Below are 19,089 nucleotides of genomic sequence, written 5' to 3' on the forward strand. Positions count from 1 at the left end.
CTGCTACCGCAGCCTTCTTTACAATGCGCTACCTGCCTGAGCATCCATTTCCTTATGAACATGCTATCACCCCCCTCTATATTCTTAGGCCCTCCAGGTCCTTTTCCGCCATCGGCAGGACTCTTATATGGATGGACTTTTTTTCGTTGAAGTCTTTGTGGGCTATTTCTATTTCACTCGATACCGGATCTTTATCGCTATATCTTGCAACTACGGCAGAGGCTTTTATTATATCATCTTTTTCAAGAATCCGCCTGCCCAGCGCAACCGGACCTTTTCTTTTTACGGGATAAAAAAAGACATCGCCTGACCGGGCCAGTTTAAGCAGATTATCATTATCCTCCCTATCCCTGCCTACCGCGAGCCGCGCGTCTTTGGTCAATCTGAAATGCCTGCCCACTCTGAGCAGCCTTATGTCCTGAACAGTTACATCGGGCTTAGAATCTATAAGGTCCCTCAACCTATCTGCGAAGCCTTTATCGGTCAAAAGGCATCCGCCGGCAGGCGTCGGATATTTTGTAATTCCCAGTTCTTTCGCAAGTTCCATCTGAGGTTTTCGCGAGCGGCCTTCTATGTCCATCAGTTTATCTCTCGCCACCCATCCTTTCTCTTCCGGAATCGTGGGCTTCAGCAATTTTGCCGAGAGAGGACGAAGGATAAGCCCTTTCATGCCGCTATCTTTTTCGACTATATCCAGGGCCGGCTTTCTCTGGGACATGGGCCGCTCCCCCAGCACCTCGCCGGTTATGAGAAAAGACGCTCCCGATTCTTTCATATATAGTCCGGCCCTTTTAAACATAAACGCGTGGCAGTCTATGCAAGGGTTCATATTGCGTCCATAGCCGTGTTTCGGATTTTTAACTATTTCAAATAGTTCTTCGCTGACATCGAATACCTTTATAGGTATACCCAGCATGCCTGCGGTAGATGCTATTGGGGTGCCGCCGGCTTTACTGCCGTGGAATACGCTGGCAAAATTAACCCCTTCGACTTCCACGCCTTGCAGCGAAATAATCTTCGCGGCTAACATGCTATCCAAGCCGCCGGACATCAAAGCTATGGCTTTAACCATTGTTACTCCGATGATCTTTTAAGGAAGCCTTTTAATAAGCTCCTCCGCCACTTTTTTTCCAGCCAATAACATGCCGCCGAATATCGGGCCCATCCTGGGGCCTCCGAAAACGGCGTTTGCGCACATACCGCACACATAAAGTCCGGGTGCCACTTCCTTTGAATTTTTAACTATCATATCTTCGGCAACCTCGGCCCACATCGAACCCTCTCCTACTACTTTACCTGTTTTTGTGTTGAGCGGCACTCCGGATTTTTTCTCCGCTATGCGCACGACTTCCGCGGCGTGGCCGGTAGCATCAATTACAAAACGCGCAGCCATAGTAATCGGATCGACGTGCAGATTTGCAATCTCAACTGCGGTCCAATTTAAAACAAGGCCGCATATTTTATTCTTCCTTATCATGACGTCTTCGGCGCTGATCAAGTTGAATATCTTTACGCCTCGTTTGACCGCCTTTGAGCAGATAGTGGATACCGACTCTATGGAATCCGCCATATAGTAGTCTTTCTCATAAAGCCTCGTTTTGACACCAAACTCATCCAGTATCTTTTTGGCCTTCTTTTGAACTACTATTTCGTTAAACATTATGCCGCCGCCCCACATCCCGCCGCCGACAGACAGCTTCCTTTCAAAAATCGCCACCTTTTTGCCTGCCTTTGCCAGATAGTAGCCGCAGCACATGCCGGCCGGCCCTGCCCCGACTATGGCAACATCGACATCAAGCGATTTAATAAGCTTGTTGGTATAAGTTTCTATTATAGCTTTTGAAATCTTTACTTCATCTAATGCCATGTCTCCTCCCCCTTTAATATTGCTTGCTGCTTAAGTTATGTGCTCATTAAAAAACCCTTATGCCGAACATAAGGGTAGGCTCATTTCATTTTCTACTCAGGATACCGCAACTAATGAGATGATATGCTCAAGCCCTTTTCTTATCAACATGACGGCGATGGCAGCCAAAAGAAGATGCATTATCTTTGAGAGCACTTTGGTCCCTCTTTCACCCAAAGCCTTTATGATGAGAGTTGAGGAGTAAAACATCAGGCCGGCCAACGCTACATTACAGAAGATGGATACAGACGCCGCGTAGACGCCGCATTGCTCCGCCACCAATAATGACGTAGTCAAAACTGCCGGGCCGGCTATTAACGGCGTGCCTAACGGCACTGCGCCTACTTCGCCGGCAGGTGTATTGTGTTTCTTGCTGGGATTTACGATATCGATTATCGCTATGCAAAAAAGGATTATGCCGCCGGCTATCATAAAATCGCCTATGGTGATATTGAGGACTTTGAATATCCACTTTCCGAAAAAAACGAAACCGATGGCAAGACAAAGCGCGGTTACGACCGAATGCATGATGATTATGGATTTCTTCTTTTCACTCAATTCTCTGGTCAGGCTCACAAATATAGGCAGGATTCCTATAGCGTCAACCGCGACAAATATGGGAATAAAGGAAAGCCAGAAGATTTTAATCATATATTCTCTCGCTATTTTTGTGGATATTATACCATCCTCTCATATGATTATCAATAGACTTTTTCCTTTATTTTTTGGATACTTCGTGGTATACTTGTAGAAAGTGTAAAACATGACTTACAACTTACGTCGCTATTGCTCCGTAAGTTGTGGTCTCATTGGGAGGACTAAATGCCTGATATGGAATTTTTTGACGTAAAGACGAAAAAAAAGTTTAAAACAGCCGAGTTCAGAGTCGTGGAAAAGAGCGGCCGTAATTTTGCAGTCGCGAAATCCCCCAGCGGGCCGCATGAATGCTGGAGAGTATTAGGAAAAGACGCAGCAGCAAAGCTTAAGGGGTAAGCGCGGGATAAAATATACCTCTTGACGGGCAGAGTTTATTTATTATACATTTAGGACAAAGCGGTTTTCTTGCCATGCATATTTCTCTGCCGTAGTTCACAAGAAGGTAATTGAAATCCAGCCAGTCTTCTTTCGGTACCAAAAGCATCAAATCCTTTTCTATTCTTTCCGGATTTACTTCCTTACTAAACCCAAGCCTTTGTGAAAGCCTTTTGACGTGCGTGTCTACAGCTATACCTTCTGCCTTACCGAATCCGCTTGAAAGCACTATATTCGCGGTTTTGCGCGCAACGCCGGCGAGCATAACGAGCTCTTTCATGGAATCCGGCACGCGGCCGTTATAATCGCGCAAGATCTTTTGCGAAGCGGCTATTATATTCTTTGCCTTATTTCTATAAAAACCGGTTGAGCGTATATCTTTTTCGAGGGATGATCTCCTAGCGCATGCAAAAGCGCTTATCGTATTATACTTTTTGAATAGTCCGGGGGTTATCTTATTTACTCTTTCGTCGGTGCATTGCGCAGAAAGTATTGTGGCAACCAAAAGATGAAACACATTTTTATGCCTAAGGGAGGTCCGCGGGAAAGGGTATTTTTTTCTGAGTATGCGTATGACCGGCTTTATTCTATCTTTTCGGCTTTTCATAAGACCTTGCCATAAGAAAAAGGAGGTCGGAGAGCCTGTTTAAATAGACTATTGCGAAGGGATTTTTAAGGATCTTCTCTCTTTTTAGCGCGACTACTTTTCTTTCGGCCTTTCTTGCCGCAGCTCTTGCGACATCCAGCATAGCTGAAAATGTGTTTTCGCCCGGCAATATAAAAGAACACCTTTTGGATATATATTTCTTTTCCAGTGCCTTTATCAAGGACTCAAGGTACGCTATCTCGTTATTTCCCAGCCTTTTATTGAGCTTATGAATAAAAGATTTCTTAGTGGCCACTTCAGAGCAGGCAACAAATAGATCGTTTTGCACTTTTTCCAGAAGGGCTTTGGCAAATTTATCTTTCGCTACACTCTTCGCCAGGCCCAAGAATGAACAAAGCTCGTCAAGCGCGCCGCAACATTCCATGCGCGGACTGTCTTTTTTGTCCAAACCGCCGAAAAGAAGCGAGGTAACGCCTTTATCGCCTGTTTTTGTGGTTATGCTCATGATTATTATCCGTGTATGGGCTTGCCGAATACTGCCATTGCCCCCTCGCCCGCTATTTCGGAAAGTGTGGGGTGCGCGTGCACCATCTTTGTTATTGCGTCCACGGTAAGGCCCGCGCTCTTGGCTAAGACAAATTCGTGTATTATCTCAGTAGCGCCCTCACCTATTATGTGTACCCCCAATAATTTTCTGGTTTTCTTATCGGCTATTATCTTTACGAATCCGTCGTCTTTTTTTCCTATTACAGCCTTTGCGTTCGCCTTGAAAAAATATTTTGATACCGCTATATCATATCCGCCTTCTTTTGCCTGGATTTCAGTAAGGCCTACGCCGGCTACCTCCGGATCGGAAAAGATCACATGGGGCACATTTTCATAATCTATAGGCTCTACTTTTACGCCGCATATATCCTCAGCGGCTATAATGCCCTCCCGGTATGCCACATGTGCATACATGGGTGTATTTAAGACATCTCCCGCGGCGTATATGCCCTTAACGCTGGTACGCATCTTGCCGTCGCAAGCTATGAAGCCGTCTTTTGTTTTGACACCCGCGTCTTCTAAGCCGAGTCCGTCGATATTTGGTTTCCTGCCGGTAACTACTAATATTTTTTCAAAAGCCGTCTTATCGGCCGGCTCTATCGTTCGGCCGGTAAGGACTTCCATGCCCTTTTTCGCAAGAATCCTCGCAAGCGCTTTTGATACCTCTTCGTCCTCAAAAGGCAATATGCGGGAAAGTGCCTCGATAAGTGTAACTTTGGTTCCAAGCCTGAAAAAGAGGGACGCCAGCTCTACTCCTATAGCACCGGCGCCTACGACCAGCATCGTTTTGGGCAGCTTTTCCAGTTTAATCGCCTCATTACTCGTTATGGACGATTCTCCATCTATGATTACGCCTTGTGGAATATTCGGGCTTGAACCTGTGGCTATAATTATATTATCCGCCTCTATCTTCGCGGATTTTCCGCCATTTTGGGATACATTTATCTTTTTACCGGGAAGCAGCTTTGCCTTACCGCTTATGAATTCTATGCCGTTCTTTTTAAAAAGGCTTTTCAGGCCGCTTTTTAGCGCTGATACTGCTTCCTGCGAGCGAGATACCATTTCTCTTATATCCCGCCCCTTAGAAGCATTGCTTATAAGCGATTTAACGCTCACGCACCCCTCATTCAGGCATACCCCGCCCAAACGCGCTTCGTCGATATCGATTACGCACGGCCTCTTTCCGAGCTGACTGAGCCTTATAGCAGAAACATATCCGCCTGGCCCCGCACCTATTATGGCAACATCGCGCTTTTCGGACATTTACTACCTACATCTCTTTGACAGCCGATTGTATAAGCGGCGTGATGGCCTCGATCTCTTCTTTTGTCATCCGCCCCAGTTTTGCAAATCTCCATTCGCCTTCCGGGCCTACATTTTCGCGAGACAACTGCAGTTTCTTATCTCCGTTATTATATGAAAATACGCCTACAGTTACCCGTGTACCCTCGAATTCCTTCGTCTCGTAAAACACCTTCTTGTCCAGACTTGCATCGTACGGCATTTAAACCTCCTTAAATGAGCCCACAACTTACGGAGCTATTATTTTATCGAATTTGCGACGTAAGTTGTTGGTTTACGTTTTTGCCCGTCAGGGCGAATTTAACCCCGCCCTTTTGGCGATATTCCTGCCATTTAAATTCCCCAAAAGGGCGGGGTAAGTTCGGACTTATAAGTTATGTCGCTCCTGTTTTTCATACAAGGCTCCATAACTTATGTCCTCACTTACTTTTCCCTTACTATTCTATCAAATAAAGACGGAAAATGCTTTGTTAAAAATATAAAACCTCCTGCCATGATGCCCATATTTACTTCGCGTCTTGGCCTTTTGATAAGACCCGATATTGCCTTTGCGACCGCTATCACCTTAAAATTGGTCAAGGCATGATGTTTCACCTTACTGTCAACTTCTATCTTTTTGGAAAAATTGGTTTGCACAGAAGGCGGCCTGATTATAGAGACATTTATATTATATTTGGCGACCTCAAGGCGGAGGCTTTCCATAAAACCTTCCATGCCGTATTTACTGGCGCAATAAAGAGACCTGTAGGGCGCGGGCCCTTTGCCGAGTATGGAGGAGACATTTATTATATGGCCGGACTTTTGTTCGATCATATGCGGCAATATACCATGCGTAACCCTGATGGTGCCTAAAAGGTTTATATTGATCACGTCTTCGGCTTTTTTAATGTCCATATCTTTTACTCTGCCTACATAGCTGATTGCCGCATTATTGATAAGGACGTCCACTTTCCCGTATTTTTTGATTACCTCTTCAACAAGCCGCTTGACATCCGTGTCGTTTGATATATCAGCCACTACGGAAAGGTGTTTTTTTGGGCCTCCAGCCAAGTTATTCAGCACTATTTCCAGCGCTTCTTTTCTGCGCGCCACTAAAACTATAGCGGCATCACATTTAGCCAAAAAAAGTGCCGTTTTGCGCCCTATACCGTCTGAGGCCCCCGTCACTACGACCACCTTATTCGTAAGATCAGCCATCTTTTTTCTCCGTCAATTTATTTATATCGTAAAGACCCATTTTCAGGGTTATCTTGGACGGGTCTGACTGCCAAGGCCACAATGCCGCGTAAAAATATTTACTTTCCGTTTCGTTTTTTGCGTAAAATGACTGCTCGCGTCTTAAACCGCCTATCAGATCCACTACATTCTGCACTTCTTTAGTAAATTTTACGTTCTTTGCCGGCGGCTTAAGCGGCTTACCGAATTCTTTTTCCAGAATAGTGTTGAGTTTTTCCAGGTCTTTAACCATAAATACCGCTTCAAAATACTCATTCGCGTCGGAAGAAGTCCTGACTTCCGGTTCCAAAGCAGCTTTGATCTCATCCACAAGTTTCATTTCGTATCCTTTTTTATATAATTGCCCGGATTTTTATTTAGACGCTAAACCTTATGTTCAGCAGATCGCCGTCTTCGACTATATAATCCTTGCCTTTTACCATAAGCCGGCCGGCTTCCTTTACCTTAGCTTCGCTCCCCAGCTCAATTAAATCCTTATACTTTATGACCTCTGCCCTTATAAATCCCCTCTCCATGTCACTGTGTATGGCGCCGGCCGCCTGCGGGGCAGTGTTATTCTTCCTTATAGTCCATGCTCGTGCTTCACTAGGGCCGCCGGTAAAAAAAGAGACAAGGCCGAGGGCCTTATACAACAGCCTGGTAAGCTTGTCTATGGCCGGCTCATCTATGCCAAGTTCTTTAAGAAACGACTCCCTCTCTTCGGGGGAATCGAGGCCCGCAAGTTCATTTTCTATCTTAGCTGAAACCTGCATTATATACATAGCGGTTTTTTTATACTTCTCTGCCAAGTCCTTAGGCAATATCTCTTTTTTTAAATCATCTTCGCCGGTATTTAGCACCGCAAGCATCGGCTTGAGGGTTATAAACGGATAATTCGTTAAAAATTTCTTGTGCTCGGCCCCTATATCAAGCGAGCAAAGGGGAAGGCCCTTCTCAAGGTGTTCTTTAAACATCGCCAGAAGGATCTTCTCTTTTTCCTGTTCCACTTCGTTCTTTCTCTTTGAGTCTTTATTTATTCTCTCAAGCCTTTTTTCCACAAACTCAAGATCGCTCAGGATTAATTCAACATTTATTGTATCTATATCTCTCGCAGGATTAACGGAACCTTCTATATGATAAATCATCTCATCCTTAAAGGCCCTGACTATATGGCATATGGCATCGGCATCATTAAGATGTTCAAAGAGTATGCCGCTTTTGATGTATTCGCCTTCTATCTTCGGCATAAGTACCGCTTCTATCTGAGCGGGCGTTGTCTTCTTAGGAGAATATACGGCTCGTATCTTATCAAGCCGCGGATCTTTTACGGTTATAATCCCCTTGAAGGGCGACCTCAGTTTTTCCTGTTCGGCCTGCGATAGATCGATGCCCGTAAGAAGTTTAAATATCGTCTTTTTTCCTACCTGTGGTAATCCTATAATGCCTATCTTCATATTTATATTTCCGATTCATTAACACAGATTAGCACAGATCTATGTTCACCACATGCTTACAGATGAGCACAGATATCTGCGATCATCTGTGGCTTCTAATCTGCGGTCATCTGCGCATAAATGTTAAAATATTATTTCACAAAATCCAATAGATCCAAACCTATCTTCTGGAAAAGTTCCTGCAATTTAGCCATCGGGAGGCCCAACACATTATAATACGAACCCTTTATATCGTCAAACACTATAGATCCTATACCTTCTATAGAAAAACCGCCTGCTTTATCGTACGGCCCTAACAACTTGAAATATTTCTCTATGTCCCGGCGCAGGATGCGTTTTATGCGAAGCGCCGTGATGTCGAACCCCGTGGACGACCTTCCGCTTGCTGTGTCTATAAGATGTAATCCCGAATAGACTAAAAGCCTTTTCCCGCTGAAAGAGCGCAGCATCTTTTTTGCCGCATCCTTATCAGCCGGTTTCCCCATAAGCTTTCCTTTGAAAAGAACCATTGTGTCCACACCCAAGATAATACCGGATCTTCTTCCTTTCGCCACCTGTTCGGCCTTTATCCTGGCGTTATGCATAACAAGCGCTTCAGGCCCTCCGGAGGATTTGTGCATTTCACGCACACCGCTCGGTATGACCTTGTGCGATATGCCGCAGGAAGTTAATATTGCGGACCTTCTTTTGGATTGCGATGCCAGTATTATTTTTTTCATGGTTTATATCACTACAAATTATTGCCGCATACGTATCCGGTAGAAAAAGCGGCCTGCATATTATAACCGCCGGTTTTGGCGTCTACATCTATGAGTTCACCGGCGAAAAATAATCCCTTAATCAGTCTTGACTCCATGGTTTTAGGATCTATCTCTTTAGTGTTTACTCCGCCTCTTGTAACTATTGCCTCTTCTATAGGTCTCGTCTTTTTTATCCGAAACCGCAGATCCTTAAGGCCTTTTACGAGGCGCTCTCTTTCTCGCGCGGTTATCTGATTGGCCTTTTTATCCTTTGAAAGGCCGCAATAATCTATAAAGCCCGGTATCATTTTTGCGGGCAGGATCTCTTTTAATATATTTTTTAGAGCCTTATTGGAATTCCCGGCCAACTCTCTTATAAGCCTGTTGTTTAATTTTGACAAGTCGAGCGCCGGTTTAAGGTCTAGTGAGATCTCTACGCAATTTTTCTCTTGAAGGAGGTCATATGCGGGGCCGCTTAAATCTAATATTATGGGCCCGCTTAACCCGAAATGGGTAAAGATCATATCGCCGAAACATTCGGCTATTCTTTCGCCGTCACCGATCACTGCCGCTTTTACGTTATCGAGTGATAATCCCTGCCATGTCCGCGGAAGGGCTGATTCCGTAACCAACGGCACAAGGGCGGGCCTTGGATCAACCAGTTGGTGCCCCAGCCGCTTTGCTGCATCAAAACCAAAGCCTGTCGATCCGGTCTCAGGATAAGAGACGCCGCCCGTGCATATGGCTACTGAAGGTGCGGCATATTCCACACCGCGGGCTAATATCACCTTTTTCGTGCCGCTCTCATCCTGAATTACGTCTTTTACCTCGGCGGCTAAAATAAGGTCTACTCTATTTTCATGGAGATATCTCTTCAGAGCATCCAATATATCTTTTGATCTCCCCGATTCCGGAAAGACCCTTTTACCGCGCTCCACCTTAAGCACCACGCCGCGCGCTTTAAAAAAATCGATTAATTCGGTGTTAAATATTTCAGAAAATGCATTCCTTAAAAATTTTCCGCTTCTGCCAAAATTGGCTATATGCTCATCTATGCTGCCGGCATTTGTAATGTTAGAGCGGCCGGATCCTGAGATAAGGAGTTTCCTGCCGAGCATATCGTTCTTTTCGACTAACAATACCTTTTTCCCGCGCTCCGCTGCTCTTCCTGAGGCCATCATACCTGCCGGGCCGCCGCCTATTACTATGGCATCATAGGCTGCTTTAACTAACATGGCTTATCCTAAATTCTATTTCAAAACTTACGCTCTTACGCGGTGTTATAGAAAAATGCCAATTAGGCAGTATGACGGAGCCCTGGTAATTCTCTTCGTAGTCCTTTTCGGATTGAGAAACCGTCTTTATGGGAAAGCGCCATAAATCGCACTCTTTAGAAAATGATATTTTTAATCCCATTTCTTTTTCCGTATCGGTAACTTCGGCATTGTCGATCTTTTCTGTGATGCCGCGGGACAAAAGCGACGTATCTTTATCCTTTTTCTTCCCCAGGACATAGGCATACCTGGAAGAATCGGCTTCCGGCATTATAAACGCGGCTTCTGTGCCAAACCAGAATTCTCGCTTCTTTTTTCCTAAATTTGTAATGCTATAAAATACTTTTAATGTCGCGCCATTCAGGATTATCTCTTTTTTAATGCTTACGGGCGCGCCATATGCGGCGCCTTTTCTCTCCATCGTCACCTTTCCATCGCTCGCCTTAAAATCGTAGGAAGAGTCGGTAAAATCACCGGCTTCGGCGTAATCAACACTCTCAAAATCTTCCAATGTCGTTCCTTCTTCAAAGAAGTAGTCTCTAAACATCGCCTTTCTATACCTGTCATAAATTATCTTTCCCGTAAAGCCCTCTATGGCCTTCTCCTTATCGTGGATGCTTACACGTTCCCCGGATCCGACTTCTTTGGCCGCGGTTATATTCCTATGATAGGCCTCCTTGTAGCGCGTCAGGACGTTTAGCAGGTTAAATGCCTTGTCTTTGGAGTCGAGCTCGACTATGCTGCCTCCTTTTGACGGCTTTACGCATGCCCATATATTCTTATTTTGCAGGATAACTTCATCGTGGCCGTCGGCATCAAAATCTACCACTTCCGCTTTGTATACGGCCTTGTCCTTCGTTCGGCCCGCGCGGCATATCTTCTCCGCTTTCAGGATATGCTCGTAAATTGCCTTTCTTAAATGATAAAGATACAGCCCCCCGAAGACGCCGTGCCAATAAGAGCAGTTACACTGCCCCTTGTAAAGTTCGGAGCGCGCCTCCAAAATTTTCGGTGATGAATGCGGGCCTTCGGCAGATTTTTCCACAAGGTCACTTACGTAAAGCATCCTTTTATGCATCTGGTTTGATTCTTCATATTTAACGAGAAAATTGCGGAAAAATCCTCCCCTTATAAACGGGCTGTACCGCTCGTACTTATTTTCTTTTTTGATCTCCTCTTTTATGTCATGAAGCGCCATAGACGCGTCTACGGGAAGGGCCCATTCCAGCATTTCTTCATAAGAAGCGGTGGGAAGATATACCCTGCCTAGCGGACTTTTATCTTTTAGGCATTCCGAAACAGTGCGCGTTACGAGCCAATCGCTATTCTTCGATAATGCGTCCAGAAACCTGACGAGCCATTTATCTTCATAGACCCACTTATGCGTCCCCGGCCATTCGCCGAACTTCTCGGCGTCGTCACCGTAAGTAAATATCACGCCTTCTTTCTTTTGGGCTATGTCTCTCATATACGAGATGGGCTTATCCGGCTCGCTGAATGGTATTACATACCTGAGTTCCCTGTCCGAAGGAAGAACGCGTATTGATCGGCCGTTATTTTCGGATACGAAATAACCGTAAGTATCTTCTTTCCGAAGACCGGCGTATACAAAGTGCATATCATCAAGCACTACGTAATCTATATCGTTTTTAGAAAGCGTGGAAATAAGCTCCGGCTCCCATACCCTTTCGGCTATCCAGGCGCCGCGCGTCTTTACGCCGAAACGCGATCCTATATAGTCGCGCATCATGGATAACTGAGCCGTCCTATCTCTTTCCGGAATTATGGATAATATCGGTTCGTAAAAACCTCCGCCGATTATTTCGACCTGACCTCTTTTTACTAATTTTTTAATTGTCTCAAGTATCTTGGGTGTATTTTTTTCGAACCATTCAAGAAGGCATCCTGAAAAGTGCATGCTGAATTTTAAATCGGGATATTGCGAGACGATATCTAAAAAAGGCTTATAGCACCTGTCGTGAACACGTTTTATTACACTGTCAAAATTCCCGACCGGCTGGTGAAAATGTATTATTAAAAGGAGATCCGCTTTCATCTATTTTGCGCCCATCATCTTTTTGTAAAGCGCGAGGTACTCGCGCGCGGAACGTTTCCAGGAAAAATCTGCGCTCATTCCTCTTAACTGGAGTTCCCGCCACTTCTTTTCATTCTTGAAAAGCTTTAGTGCCTTCTTTATCGCTTCCAGAAAATCGTATGAATCGGCATTATCAAATTTGAATCCGTTGCCGTTTTCTGTATCGGAGGAATAATCTATTATCGTATCATCCAGCCCGCCCGTCGATCTTACTATTGGGACGGTCCCGTATTTCAGGCTGTACATCTGGTTAAGGCCGCAGGGTTCATACCTTGAAGGCATAAGGAACATATCGACGCCCGCCTCTATCAGATGCGCCAATTTATTATCAAATCCAAGGATAACTCCTACCTTGCCGGGGTATTTCTTAGCCAGATTGGCAAAGATCCTTTCATGCTTAGCATCACCTGTCCCTAATAATACAAATCCTGCGCCCTGCTTAATAACCTCATTGACTATGCCGGCCATAAGGTCTATGCCCTTCTGTTCCGCTAGGCGCCCTACATAGCCCAGAAGCGGGCTTTGGGCAGGAAGTGAGAGCTTCATTTGTTTCATCAGTTCCTTTTTGCAATCCGCTTTTTTGTCTATGCTTTCAGGCCCGTAATTTACGGGTATAAGAGTATCGCGCTCCGGATTCCAGTGCTCGTAACCGGCGCCGTTTAAAATACCGTAAAGATCGCTTTTTCTTGTAGTGAGTAATCCTTCCAGCCCGCATCCATACTCCGGGGTCAAGATCTCTCTCGCGTACCTCTTGCTTACCGTGCTAATGGCGTCAGAATACAAAATACCGGATTTCATAAAATTGAGTTTACCGTAAAATTCAAGGGCATATATAGTGAAAAACTCTTCGGGAATGCCTATTTCCTGAAGGACTTCGGGTCCGAAAAGGCCCTGGTATGCGAGATTATGAATAGTAAAAAGAACTTTTGACCTCGTTAAGGGATGCGCCTCGTCAAAATATACATTCTTGTAAAGCGGCACAAGGGCTGTCTGCCAATCGTTAAGATGGATTATATCGGGATGAAACCCAAGATGCACCGACGCGGCCAAAATAGATTTTGAAAAAAAACTGAACCTCTTAGCATTGTCCTCATAATCGCCGCCCGGCGTGCCGTATAAGGCATCCCTGTTAAAATATCCGTCGTGTTCAGTAAAATAGAATTTCACGCCCTTAGATTCATATTCAAGCAGCGAAAAACGCTCGAGCCCGCCAAAAAGGGCAGGTTCATCCACGTCCGCAACTTTTTTCATGTTGATTTTTTTGTCCTTAGTCATCTTGTAAAATGGCGCTATTACGCGGACATCGCAATCCCCCGCATCTAAAAGCGCGTAAGGAAGCGTGCCTGCGACATCGGCCAACCCGCCTGTTTTTGAAAAAGGCACTACTTCTGACGAAGCTATCAATATTTTCATCATGCGCTCCACTCCTCCATTATGTGTTTTTTAGAAGGTATCTTTACCGAAATAAACCTATTTTTGGGCCAAGACTCGGCTATCCCGCCATCCGCTTCCACTAAAATCACGAATTCAAGCTCATCATTTTCTTTTACCTTTAAATCGGTAAACGGAATGGTTACCTCTACGATCTCATCGAAAGAATATCCGAAAAATTCCTTCTTTTCTATTTCTTTACCACTATTATCAAAAACGGTTACAGTCCCGTTTTCTTCCTTCGCAAGAGGTATCGATACATAAACGTGAGACGGCGCCAATATCTTTAATATCAGTTTTATGCGCTCCGCCTCTTTATCGCGCGAATTTACATTCGTATCGATCCTGACATGAAGGTTAGATTCATTGCAGCCGTAATAAAACGCCTTTACAATGCTTTCGCGGCCGAACATCGTGCTTCCTTTTTCGTGCACATTATAAAGCCCCGCCATTTCCCACTCATAGAAGGAATCGATACGGCCGTTTATGCTGGGTGTAAACGTAAGCGTCGGCTCGCGGCGCGGCCTGCCCTTTTCCAGTATTACTATCGGCTCTTTGAGATAGGCCGGTACTGCCTTGCCCATTATTTTGTATACATTCATAAGGTGCATACGAAAAAGATGGTCGAAGACACTGTCATTCTCGGACGTAAAATCATCGCCGTACCACCAGAACCAATCGCTTGATTCGGCGGCGTAGATCTCTTCCCACGCCTGTTTCTTTGGCTTGTCTATTTCGGTAAGCGCCTCTCTTGTCTTGGCCAGTAATTCCCACGCCTTATTTTTTTCACGGCTGCCTATCCATATATGAAAATCATGGTTTATCCAGCTGCCGGCATGTATGGTATTTAATTTTAGCGGGCTTACTTTCTTATTTTTGACGATATCCCTGAATGTGGTCAATTCAATATTTGCCTCTTTCGGCAAAAGGCCGTATATTCCGTTAAGAAATTCTTTTCCGCCGTCCGGAAAATACTCCCAAGGATTTTCCCCGTCAAGCGCTACAGTGACGACATGTTCGCCCGGAAGCGCCTGGACCCAGTCTCTTATATTGCGCATGTGGGTTATAAAATCTGCCACCGCTTTTCCCTGCTCCATTCCGGAATATTGGAAGCTTATATTATTGGATAAGTTCTTATCGCGGAAAAATATATTAAGGCCCGGGTATTTCTGGTGCTCGAAGGGTTTATATATTACTTTCCCTCTCTCAACGTCTTCCCCTTTAAGGGATTCGAGAAGTATCTCTTCATCGGTCGCTATCCATTTCAATCCTACTTCTTTAAATATAGAAAGCGCCCTTTCGTTTACCGATCCCTCGGCAGGCCAGAAGCCCGAGGGCTCGCGGCCGAAAAAGGATTTATACAGTTCTATGGCTTTAGTTACGTGTTCGGCTGCGTCATCCGGATAATTGAAGCCATATGTTCCGTCGCCGCCGCATAATAACGGCAGGATAGGGTGATAGAAAGGCGTGGTGGACACTTCCACCTTCCCCTGATCTTGCAGCCTCTTATAAGACGGGATCACCTTTGCTATAATGCTCTCCTGCTTGAGTATAAGCGCCCTTTTATCTCTTTCCGTAAAATTCGCGCCTTTTTTCTTGAGATTTTTGACCAGCCTGTCCTCTTCCGAGAGGGCGAATCCGCACCAGGCAAGATTATACAGAACCTGTAAATCCCTGTAATCCTGCGCCTTAAAAGAATCCACCATTTTAGAGGCCATATCCTTTGAAGTATGGCGCCCTCTTTTGTCTAAAAGCTCCGTGTACCTTTTTGACTTTAAAACGTGGTTTTCCCAATTGATCATAAAGAAATTTGAAAGGATGTATTCTTTGTCCTGCTTGGTAAGTTTATCAGCGGGTCTCAGAGACAATTCTCTGTGCTTGTCTTTTACGTGTCTCTCGGAAAGGTCTTTTAGCTGGTAAAGAAGGGACGGCGTAAGATTTACCACAGCCTTGGCTTTGGGATTGGACTCTATCGCCCGCATCATATTCCAATAGCCCTTAGTGGCATGCAGCCTTACCCACGGCAGATAATAATGGCTCGTGAGATAATCCTTATAAAGCGGCTGATGCATATGCCATAGGAAAACAACATACAGCGTCTTCATCGGCCTATCCGTTTTTTAATCTACTTTTAATTCCCGCATGAATTTTGCCGCGTCTTCCGGAGGGGTGGGGTTGATATAAAACCCGGAGCCCCATTCAAATCCTGCCGTCTTGACTAAGCGCGGAAAAAGTTCTATATGCCAATGGTAATCCTCTTCTATGGTATGCCAGTATCCGCGCCGCGGGAATCTGTTGGGCGCCGTATGTATAAGATAGTTGTACTCCGGGTCGTCAAGCGCCTTCCCCAATTTCTGAAGCGTGATCTTCATCACGTCTGCCAGAGAAGGGACCTTATTTATGACTTTCTGGTCATAAAAATCTATGCAGTGTTCTTTGGGTAGTATCCATATTTCAAAGGGAAAGCGCGACGCATAAGGGCAGAATGCGATAAACGCGTCGTTTTCGTACACTATTCTTTCTCCTATTTCCGTCTCTTCTTTTATCAAATCGCAAAATACGCACCTTTCCTTAAGCTTGAAGTAAGCTTCAGCGCCCATCAACTCTTCTTTTACGCGCTTAATCGTGACCGGGGTAGCTATAAGCTGATGATGCGGATGAGAAAGCGAGGCACCCGCCGCTACGGAACCTTTATTTTTAAAGACGAGTATATACCTAAGCCTCTTATCATTATGCAGGTCTTTTACCCGTGACTGCAGCACGACGATCCAGTTCTTTATCTCTTCTATGCTCTGATCCTTTGCCTCTCTCCTGTGATCGGTGGTCTCTATAACGACTTCATGGGCGCCGAAACCCGCCATCATATCAAACATGCCCCGTCCCGATTTTTGAAGCGTCACATCTATGCCCAACGCCGGATATTTATTGGGCACTACCCTTACTTTCCACCCCGGCTTATTGGGCTGGGAACCGTACTCGCGTAAAGCGTATATCTCCGGCGGGGTCATATCTTCGTGGCCTACGCAAAAAGGGCATGTAGCCGGGTCTGTTTCGGTAGCGGCTTTTTCTATTTTATAGCTTCCGGGGCGCTTGGCGCGCTCGGTAGCTATTATTACCCACCTGCCTAAAATCGGATCTTTTCTCAATTCTGCCATGGTTCTCTCCTTAAATAATCGTTCCCGGCGCTATTACTGAGTTCTTTTCTATAACAACGATGCCGTCCCTTATGCAGTAATTTTCGCCGTCAAACGTTTTGATCTTCTTCTGGTTCAAGATTTTTGTGCCGTCGCCTATAGCGACATTCTTATCTATGATAGCATTCTTTATAACGCAGTTTTTCCCTATGCCTAAAGATGGCATATTCTTTGACTGCTTTATCTTTACATCATCCAATGTTTCGTAGTAATCACACCCCATGATAATGGAATCTTCTATCAGAGAATTCTCCTCTATCCGGCTTCTAAGGCCTATTATAGAATGTTTTATCGTCGTATTTGAAAGTATTATCGCGCCCTCCGCCACTATACTTTTGACCATATGCGAATCGTTCACTTTTGACGGCGGAAGATATCGTGGCCGTGAAAATATGAGCCAATGCTCGTCAAACATATCAAGCGGGGGAAGATCCTCAGTAAGCGCGAGTGACTCATCATAATATGACTTTATGGTCCCTATATCCTTCCAGTAACCTTTGAATAAAAATGCGTATGTCCTTTTATTAGAAAAGGAACTCGGTATTATCTCTCTTCCGAAATCCTCCGCTTTTGGGCTGCTCCTCAATATATCTACGAGGGCATCTTTATTAAAAAGGTATATGCCCATAGAGCCAAGAAAAAACTCTTTGCCGCGTGCTCCCACCATCATATCCCTGATACCGTCTGCATTGTGCGGCTTCTCCACAAATTTATTGATCCTGTCATTATCGTCTGTACCCATTATGCCCAGCTCATCCACATCTTTGGCGTCGACGGCATTACACGCTATCGTGATCTGGGCGTCCTTTTCTATGTGGAAACGGAGCATCGTCCTGAAGTCCATCTTGTACATGTGGTCGCCGGCCAAAATAAGGACATACTTATATGCGGGGTCATTGAAGTGCTTAAGGCATCTTCTCACGGCATCGGCTGTCCCCTGAAACCAATTGGTATCATCCATAGACTGCTCTGCAGCCATTATGTCTACAAAACCCTTTGAAAACGGATCAAGTTTGTAGGTACGCGATATATGCTTATTAAGCGATTCGGAGTTGAATTGTGTGAGGATGTATATCTTATTGAACCCGGAGTTGAGGCAGTTACTTACCGGGATATCGATCAATCTGTACCTGCCGAAGATCGGGACGGCGGGTTTTGACCTGACTTTTGTAAGAGGGTATAACCGCGTGCCACGGCCTCCTCCCATTACAACGCATAATAAACTCTTCATAAAACCATCCCTTAATAGATGAATAGATATACTGTTTATCGGATAATATAGGTAATATTATATCCTTGGCAGGCAAAAGTCAATGAAATAACATAGTATAAGAAAAGCGAAACATGCGCAAACAAATATATCGCCGTAAGATGTATAAAAACTGCGATTTTTTTCCACTTTGATGTTAAAGGTCTTTGATCCTTCTTTATAGATATTTCCCGTATTTTTATTGTATATGGAATCCTCGATTATGCCTTTTGGGCTTATATAGCAGGAGAACCCGTTATTTGCCGCGCGGATAACGCTCGTCCGGTTCTCCACGGCCCGAAAAACTGATGCCTGGGCATGCTGAAACTGCTCGGAGGATTCCCTAAACCATGCGTCATTGGTGATATTTATCAGAAAATCGGCCCCCTCCATCGCAAAACGCCTTGTCAGTTCCGGAAAGATGTCTTCAAAGCAGATAAGCGCCGCATATTTGTACGGCCTCTCATTTTCTTTCGTTATCTCAAATATAGTAAACTCCTCCCCCTTTGTATAGTTGCCTATTTCCTTATCTATCACGCTTCGAAAAAACGGGATTTCGGATTCAAACGGAATATATTCGCCAAAAGGAACCAGGTGGATCTTGTCATATTGCCGGCGTATAGTACCGTCCGGCGAAAATAAAATGGCGCTATTAAAAAAACAATCTTTCCCTTTCTCGCTCTTATATGTTACCGCTCCAGAAAAAAGCGGCGCATTCGCCTCCTTCATCACCTTTAACAGCCTGATCTGTATATCGCATTCATCTATAAATCCGGGCATAGCCGTCTCCGGCCACACGACGAGATCCACACCGCCTTCCGCCGCCTCTTTTGTAAGTGTTTCATACCTATCCAGGACATAATCCCTATAAGCGGGATCCCATTTCTTAAACTGTTCGATACTTCCCTGCGCGACGGCTAATCTGAGGTTCGTATCAGTTTCGCTCTTTTTAAGAGAAAATGCGCCGTACCCTATATATAGACCCAGAATAATACAAAATATTGTCGCCTGTAATACAAAGGCGCGCTTATTCTCCTTTTTTAA

The 19,089-nt window shown here is 44.9% G+C and carries 19 protein-coding genes; 1 reads left to right on the forward strand and 18 read right to left on the reverse strand.

What is annotated here, in order from left to right; translation table 11 throughout:
* Positions 1-76: 76 nt before the first annotated feature.
* From KKI13_03970 to KKI13_03980, 3 genes are all read right to left on the reverse strand, one after another.
* Positions 77-1,072: a tRNA 4-thiouridine(8) synthase ThiI gene (locus tag KKI13_03970; GenBank protein MBU4488204.1), complete on the reverse strand. Its 996-nt coding sequence runs from the start codon at positions 1,070-1,072 to the stop codon at positions 77-79.
* 18 nt (positions 1,073-1,090) lie between these two features.
* Positions 1,091-1,867, reverse strand: a complete 777-nt coding sequence (locus tag KKI13_03975) for a sulfide-dependent adenosine diphosphate thiazole synthase (GenBank protein MBU4488205.1) — start codon at positions 1,865-1,867, stop codon at positions 1,091-1,093.
* A gap of 96 nt (positions 1,868-1,963) precedes the next feature.
* On the reverse strand, positions 1,964-2,557 hold the full coding sequence (locus tag KKI13_03980; GenBank protein MBU4488206.1) for a MarC family protein: 594 nt from the start codon (positions 2,555-2,557) through the stop codon (positions 1,964-1,966).
* A 171-nt stretch (positions 2,558-2,728) separates the two neighbouring features.
* On the opposite strand from KKI13_03980, the gene KKI13_03985 reads away from it, so the two are divergent.
* A complete protein-coding gene (locus tag KKI13_03985) occupies positions 2,729-2,899 on the forward strand; it encodes a hypothetical protein (GenBank protein ID MBU4488207.1) in 171 nt (56 codons plus the stop codon).
* Here KKI13_03985 and nth read toward each other — a convergent pair.
* The 15 genes from nth to lnt all read right to left on the reverse strand — a co-directional run.
* Entirely contained in the window at positions 2,889-3,545 is a 657-nt protein-coding gene (gene nth, locus KKI13_03990; GenBank protein MBU4488208.1) for an endonuclease III, read from the reverse strand. The two genes, KKI13_03985 and nth, sit on opposite strands and share 11 nt — an antisense overlap.
* Positions 3,526-4,050, reverse strand: coding sequence for a cob(I)yrinic acid a,c-diamide adenosyltransferase (locus KKI13_03995; GenBank protein MBU4488209.1), 525 nt, complete (start codon positions 4,048-4,050; stop codon positions 3,526-3,528). The genes nth and KKI13_03995 overlap by 20 nt, the downstream gene beginning before the upstream one ends.
* Positions 4,051-4,055: 5 nt before the next feature.
* Positions 4,056-5,354 (reverse strand): dihydrolipoyl dehydrogenase, encoded by a 1,299-nt coding sequence (gene lpdA / locus KKI13_04000; GenBank protein MBU4488210.1) that lies wholly within the window; start codon positions 5,352-5,354, stop codon positions 4,056-4,058.
* Positions 5,355-5,361: 7 nt separating this feature from the next.
* Entirely contained in the window at positions 5,362-5,595 is a 234-nt protein-coding gene (locus KKI13_04005; protein MBU4488211.1) for a hypothetical protein, read from the reverse strand.
* Positions 5,596-5,816: 221 nt separating this feature from the next.
* Positions 5,817-6,590 (reverse strand): SDR family NAD(P)-dependent oxidoreductase, encoded by a 774-nt coding sequence (locus KKI13_04010; GenBank protein MBU4488212.1) that lies wholly within the window; start codon positions 6,588-6,590, stop codon positions 5,817-5,819.
* Positions 6,583-6,948, reverse strand: a complete 366-nt coding sequence (locus KKI13_04015) for a hypothetical protein (GenBank protein ID MBU4488213.1) — start codon at positions 6,946-6,948, stop codon at positions 6,583-6,585. The genes KKI13_04010 and KKI13_04015 overlap by 8 nt, the downstream gene beginning before the upstream one ends.
* Positions 6,949-6,985: 37 nt before the next feature.
* On the reverse strand, positions 6,986-8,062 hold the full coding sequence (gene ychF, locus KKI13_04020; GenBank protein MBU4488214.1) for a redox-regulated ATPase YchF: 1,077 nt from the start codon (positions 8,060-8,062) through the stop codon (positions 6,986-6,988).
* Between the two features lie 131 nt (positions 8,063-8,193).
* Positions 8,194-8,781 (reverse strand): septum formation protein Maf, encoded by a 588-nt coding sequence (gene maf, locus KKI13_04025; protein ID MBU4488215.1) that lies wholly within the window; start codon positions 8,779-8,781, stop codon positions 8,194-8,196.
* A gap of 11 nt (positions 8,782-8,792) precedes the next feature.
* Positions 8,793-10,037, reverse strand: coding sequence for an NAD(P)/FAD-dependent oxidoreductase (locus KKI13_04030; GenBank protein ID MBU4488216.1), 1,245 nt, complete (start codon positions 10,035-10,037; stop codon positions 8,793-8,795).
* Entirely contained in the window at positions 10,027-12,132 is a 2,106-nt protein-coding gene (locus KKI13_04035; protein ID MBU4488217.1) for a DUF1926 domain-containing protein, read from the reverse strand. The genes KKI13_04030 and KKI13_04035 overlap by 11 nt, the downstream gene beginning before the upstream one ends.
* Complete coding sequence (glgA, locus tag KKI13_04040; protein ID MBU4488218.1) at positions 12,133-13,587, reverse strand: glycogen synthase GlgA; 1,455 nt, start codon at positions 13,585-13,587, stop codon at positions 12,133-12,135.
* On the reverse strand, positions 13,584-15,707 hold the full coding sequence (locus KKI13_04045) for a hypothetical protein (protein ID MBU4488219.1): 2,124 nt from the start codon (positions 15,705-15,707) through the stop codon (positions 13,584-13,586). The genes glgA and KKI13_04045 overlap by 4 nt, the downstream gene beginning before the upstream one ends.
* Before the next feature lie 15 nt (positions 15,708-15,722).
* Positions 15,723-16,757, reverse strand: coding sequence for a galactose-1-phosphate uridylyltransferase (gene galT / locus KKI13_04050; protein MBU4488220.1), 1,035 nt, complete (start codon positions 16,755-16,757; stop codon positions 15,723-15,725).
* Between the two features lie 10 nt (positions 16,758-16,767).
* Entirely contained in the window at positions 16,768-18,027 is a 1,260-nt protein-coding gene (locus KKI13_04055) for a glucose-1-phosphate adenylyltransferase (GenBank protein MBU4488221.1), read from the reverse strand.
* 57 nt (positions 18,028-18,084) lie between these two features.
* Positions 18,085-19,089, reverse strand: a 1,005-nt coding sequence (gene lnt / locus KKI13_04060) for an apolipoprotein N-acyltransferase (GenBank protein ID MBU4488222.1), incomplete at its 5' end; no start/stop codon positions are given.

It is taken from the genome of Candidatus Omnitrophota bacterium, assembly GCA_018894435.1.
In the GTDB taxonomy this organism is placed as follows: Bacteria; Omnitrophota; Gorgyraeia; order JAHIPI01; family JAHIPI01; genus JAHIPI01.

Excerpts from the sequence above, each read along its gene's own strand:
- lpdA (MBU4488210.1), bottom strand. The coding sequence starts at position 5,354 with ATGTCCGAAAAGCGCGATGTTGCCATAATAGGTGCGGGGCCAGGCGGA.
- KKI13_04045 (MBU4488219.1), bottom strand. The coding sequence starts at position 15,707 with ATGAAGACGCTGTATGTTGTTTTCCTATGGCATATGCATCAGCCGCTT.
- KKI13_03970 (MBU4488204.1), bottom strand. The coding sequence starts at position 1,072 with ATGGTTAAAGCCATAGCTTTGATGTCCGGCGGCTTGGATAGCATGTTA.
- nth (MBU4488208.1), bottom strand. The coding sequence starts at position 3,545 with ATGAAAAGCCGAAAAGATAGAATAAAGCCGGTCATACGCATACTCAGA.
- KKI13_04005 (MBU4488211.1), bottom strand. The coding sequence starts at position 5,595 with ATGCCGTACGATGCAAGTCTGGACAAGAAGGTGTTTTACGAGACGAAG.
- KKI13_04015 (MBU4488213.1), bottom strand. The coding sequence starts at position 6,948 with ATGAAACTTGTGGATGAGATCAAAGCTGCTTTGGAACCGGAAGTCAGG.
- maf (MBU4488215.1), bottom strand. The coding sequence starts at position 8,781 with ATGAAAAAAATAATACTGGCATCGCAATCCAAAAGAAGGTCCGCAATA.
- glgA (MBU4488218.1), bottom strand. The coding sequence starts at position 13,587 with ATGATGAAAATATTGATAGCTTCGTCAGAAGTAGTGCCTTTTTCAAAA.
- KKI13_03985 (MBU4488207.1), top strand. The coding sequence starts at position 2,729 with ATGCCTGATATGGAATTTTTTGACGTAAAGACGAAAAAAAAGTTTAAA.
- KKI13_03980 (MBU4488206.1), bottom strand. The coding sequence starts at position 2,557 with ATGATTAAAATCTTCTGGCTTTCCTTTATTCCCATATTTGTCGCGGTT.
- KKI13_04010 (MBU4488212.1), bottom strand. The coding sequence starts at position 6,590 with ATGGCTGATCTTACGAATAAGGTGGTCGTAGTGACGGGGGCCTCAGAC.
- galT (MBU4488220.1), bottom strand. The coding sequence starts at position 16,757 with ATGGCAGAATTGAGAAAAGATCCGATTTTAGGCAGGTGGGTAATAATA.
- KKI13_04030 (MBU4488216.1), bottom strand. The coding sequence starts at position 10,037 with ATGTTAGTTAAAGCAGCCTATGATGCCATAGTAATAGGCGGCGGCCCG.
- ychF (MBU4488214.1), bottom strand. The coding sequence starts at position 8,062 with ATGAAGATAGGCATTATAGGATTACCACAGGTAGGAAAAAAGACGATA.
- KKI13_04055 (MBU4488221.1), bottom strand. The coding sequence starts at position 18,027 with ATGAAGAGTTTATTATGCGTTGTAATGGGAGGAGGCCGTGGCACGCGG.
- KKI13_03975 (MBU4488205.1), bottom strand. The coding sequence starts at position 1,867 with ATGGCATTAGATGAAGTAAAGATTTCAAAAGCTATAATAGAAACTTAT.
- KKI13_04035 (MBU4488217.1), bottom strand. The coding sequence starts at position 12,132 with ATGAAAGCGGATCTCCTTTTAATAATACATTTTCACCAGCCGGTCGGG.
- KKI13_03995 (MBU4488209.1), bottom strand. The coding sequence starts at position 4,050 with ATGAGCATAACCACAAAAACAGGCGATAAAGGCGTTACCTCGCTTCTT.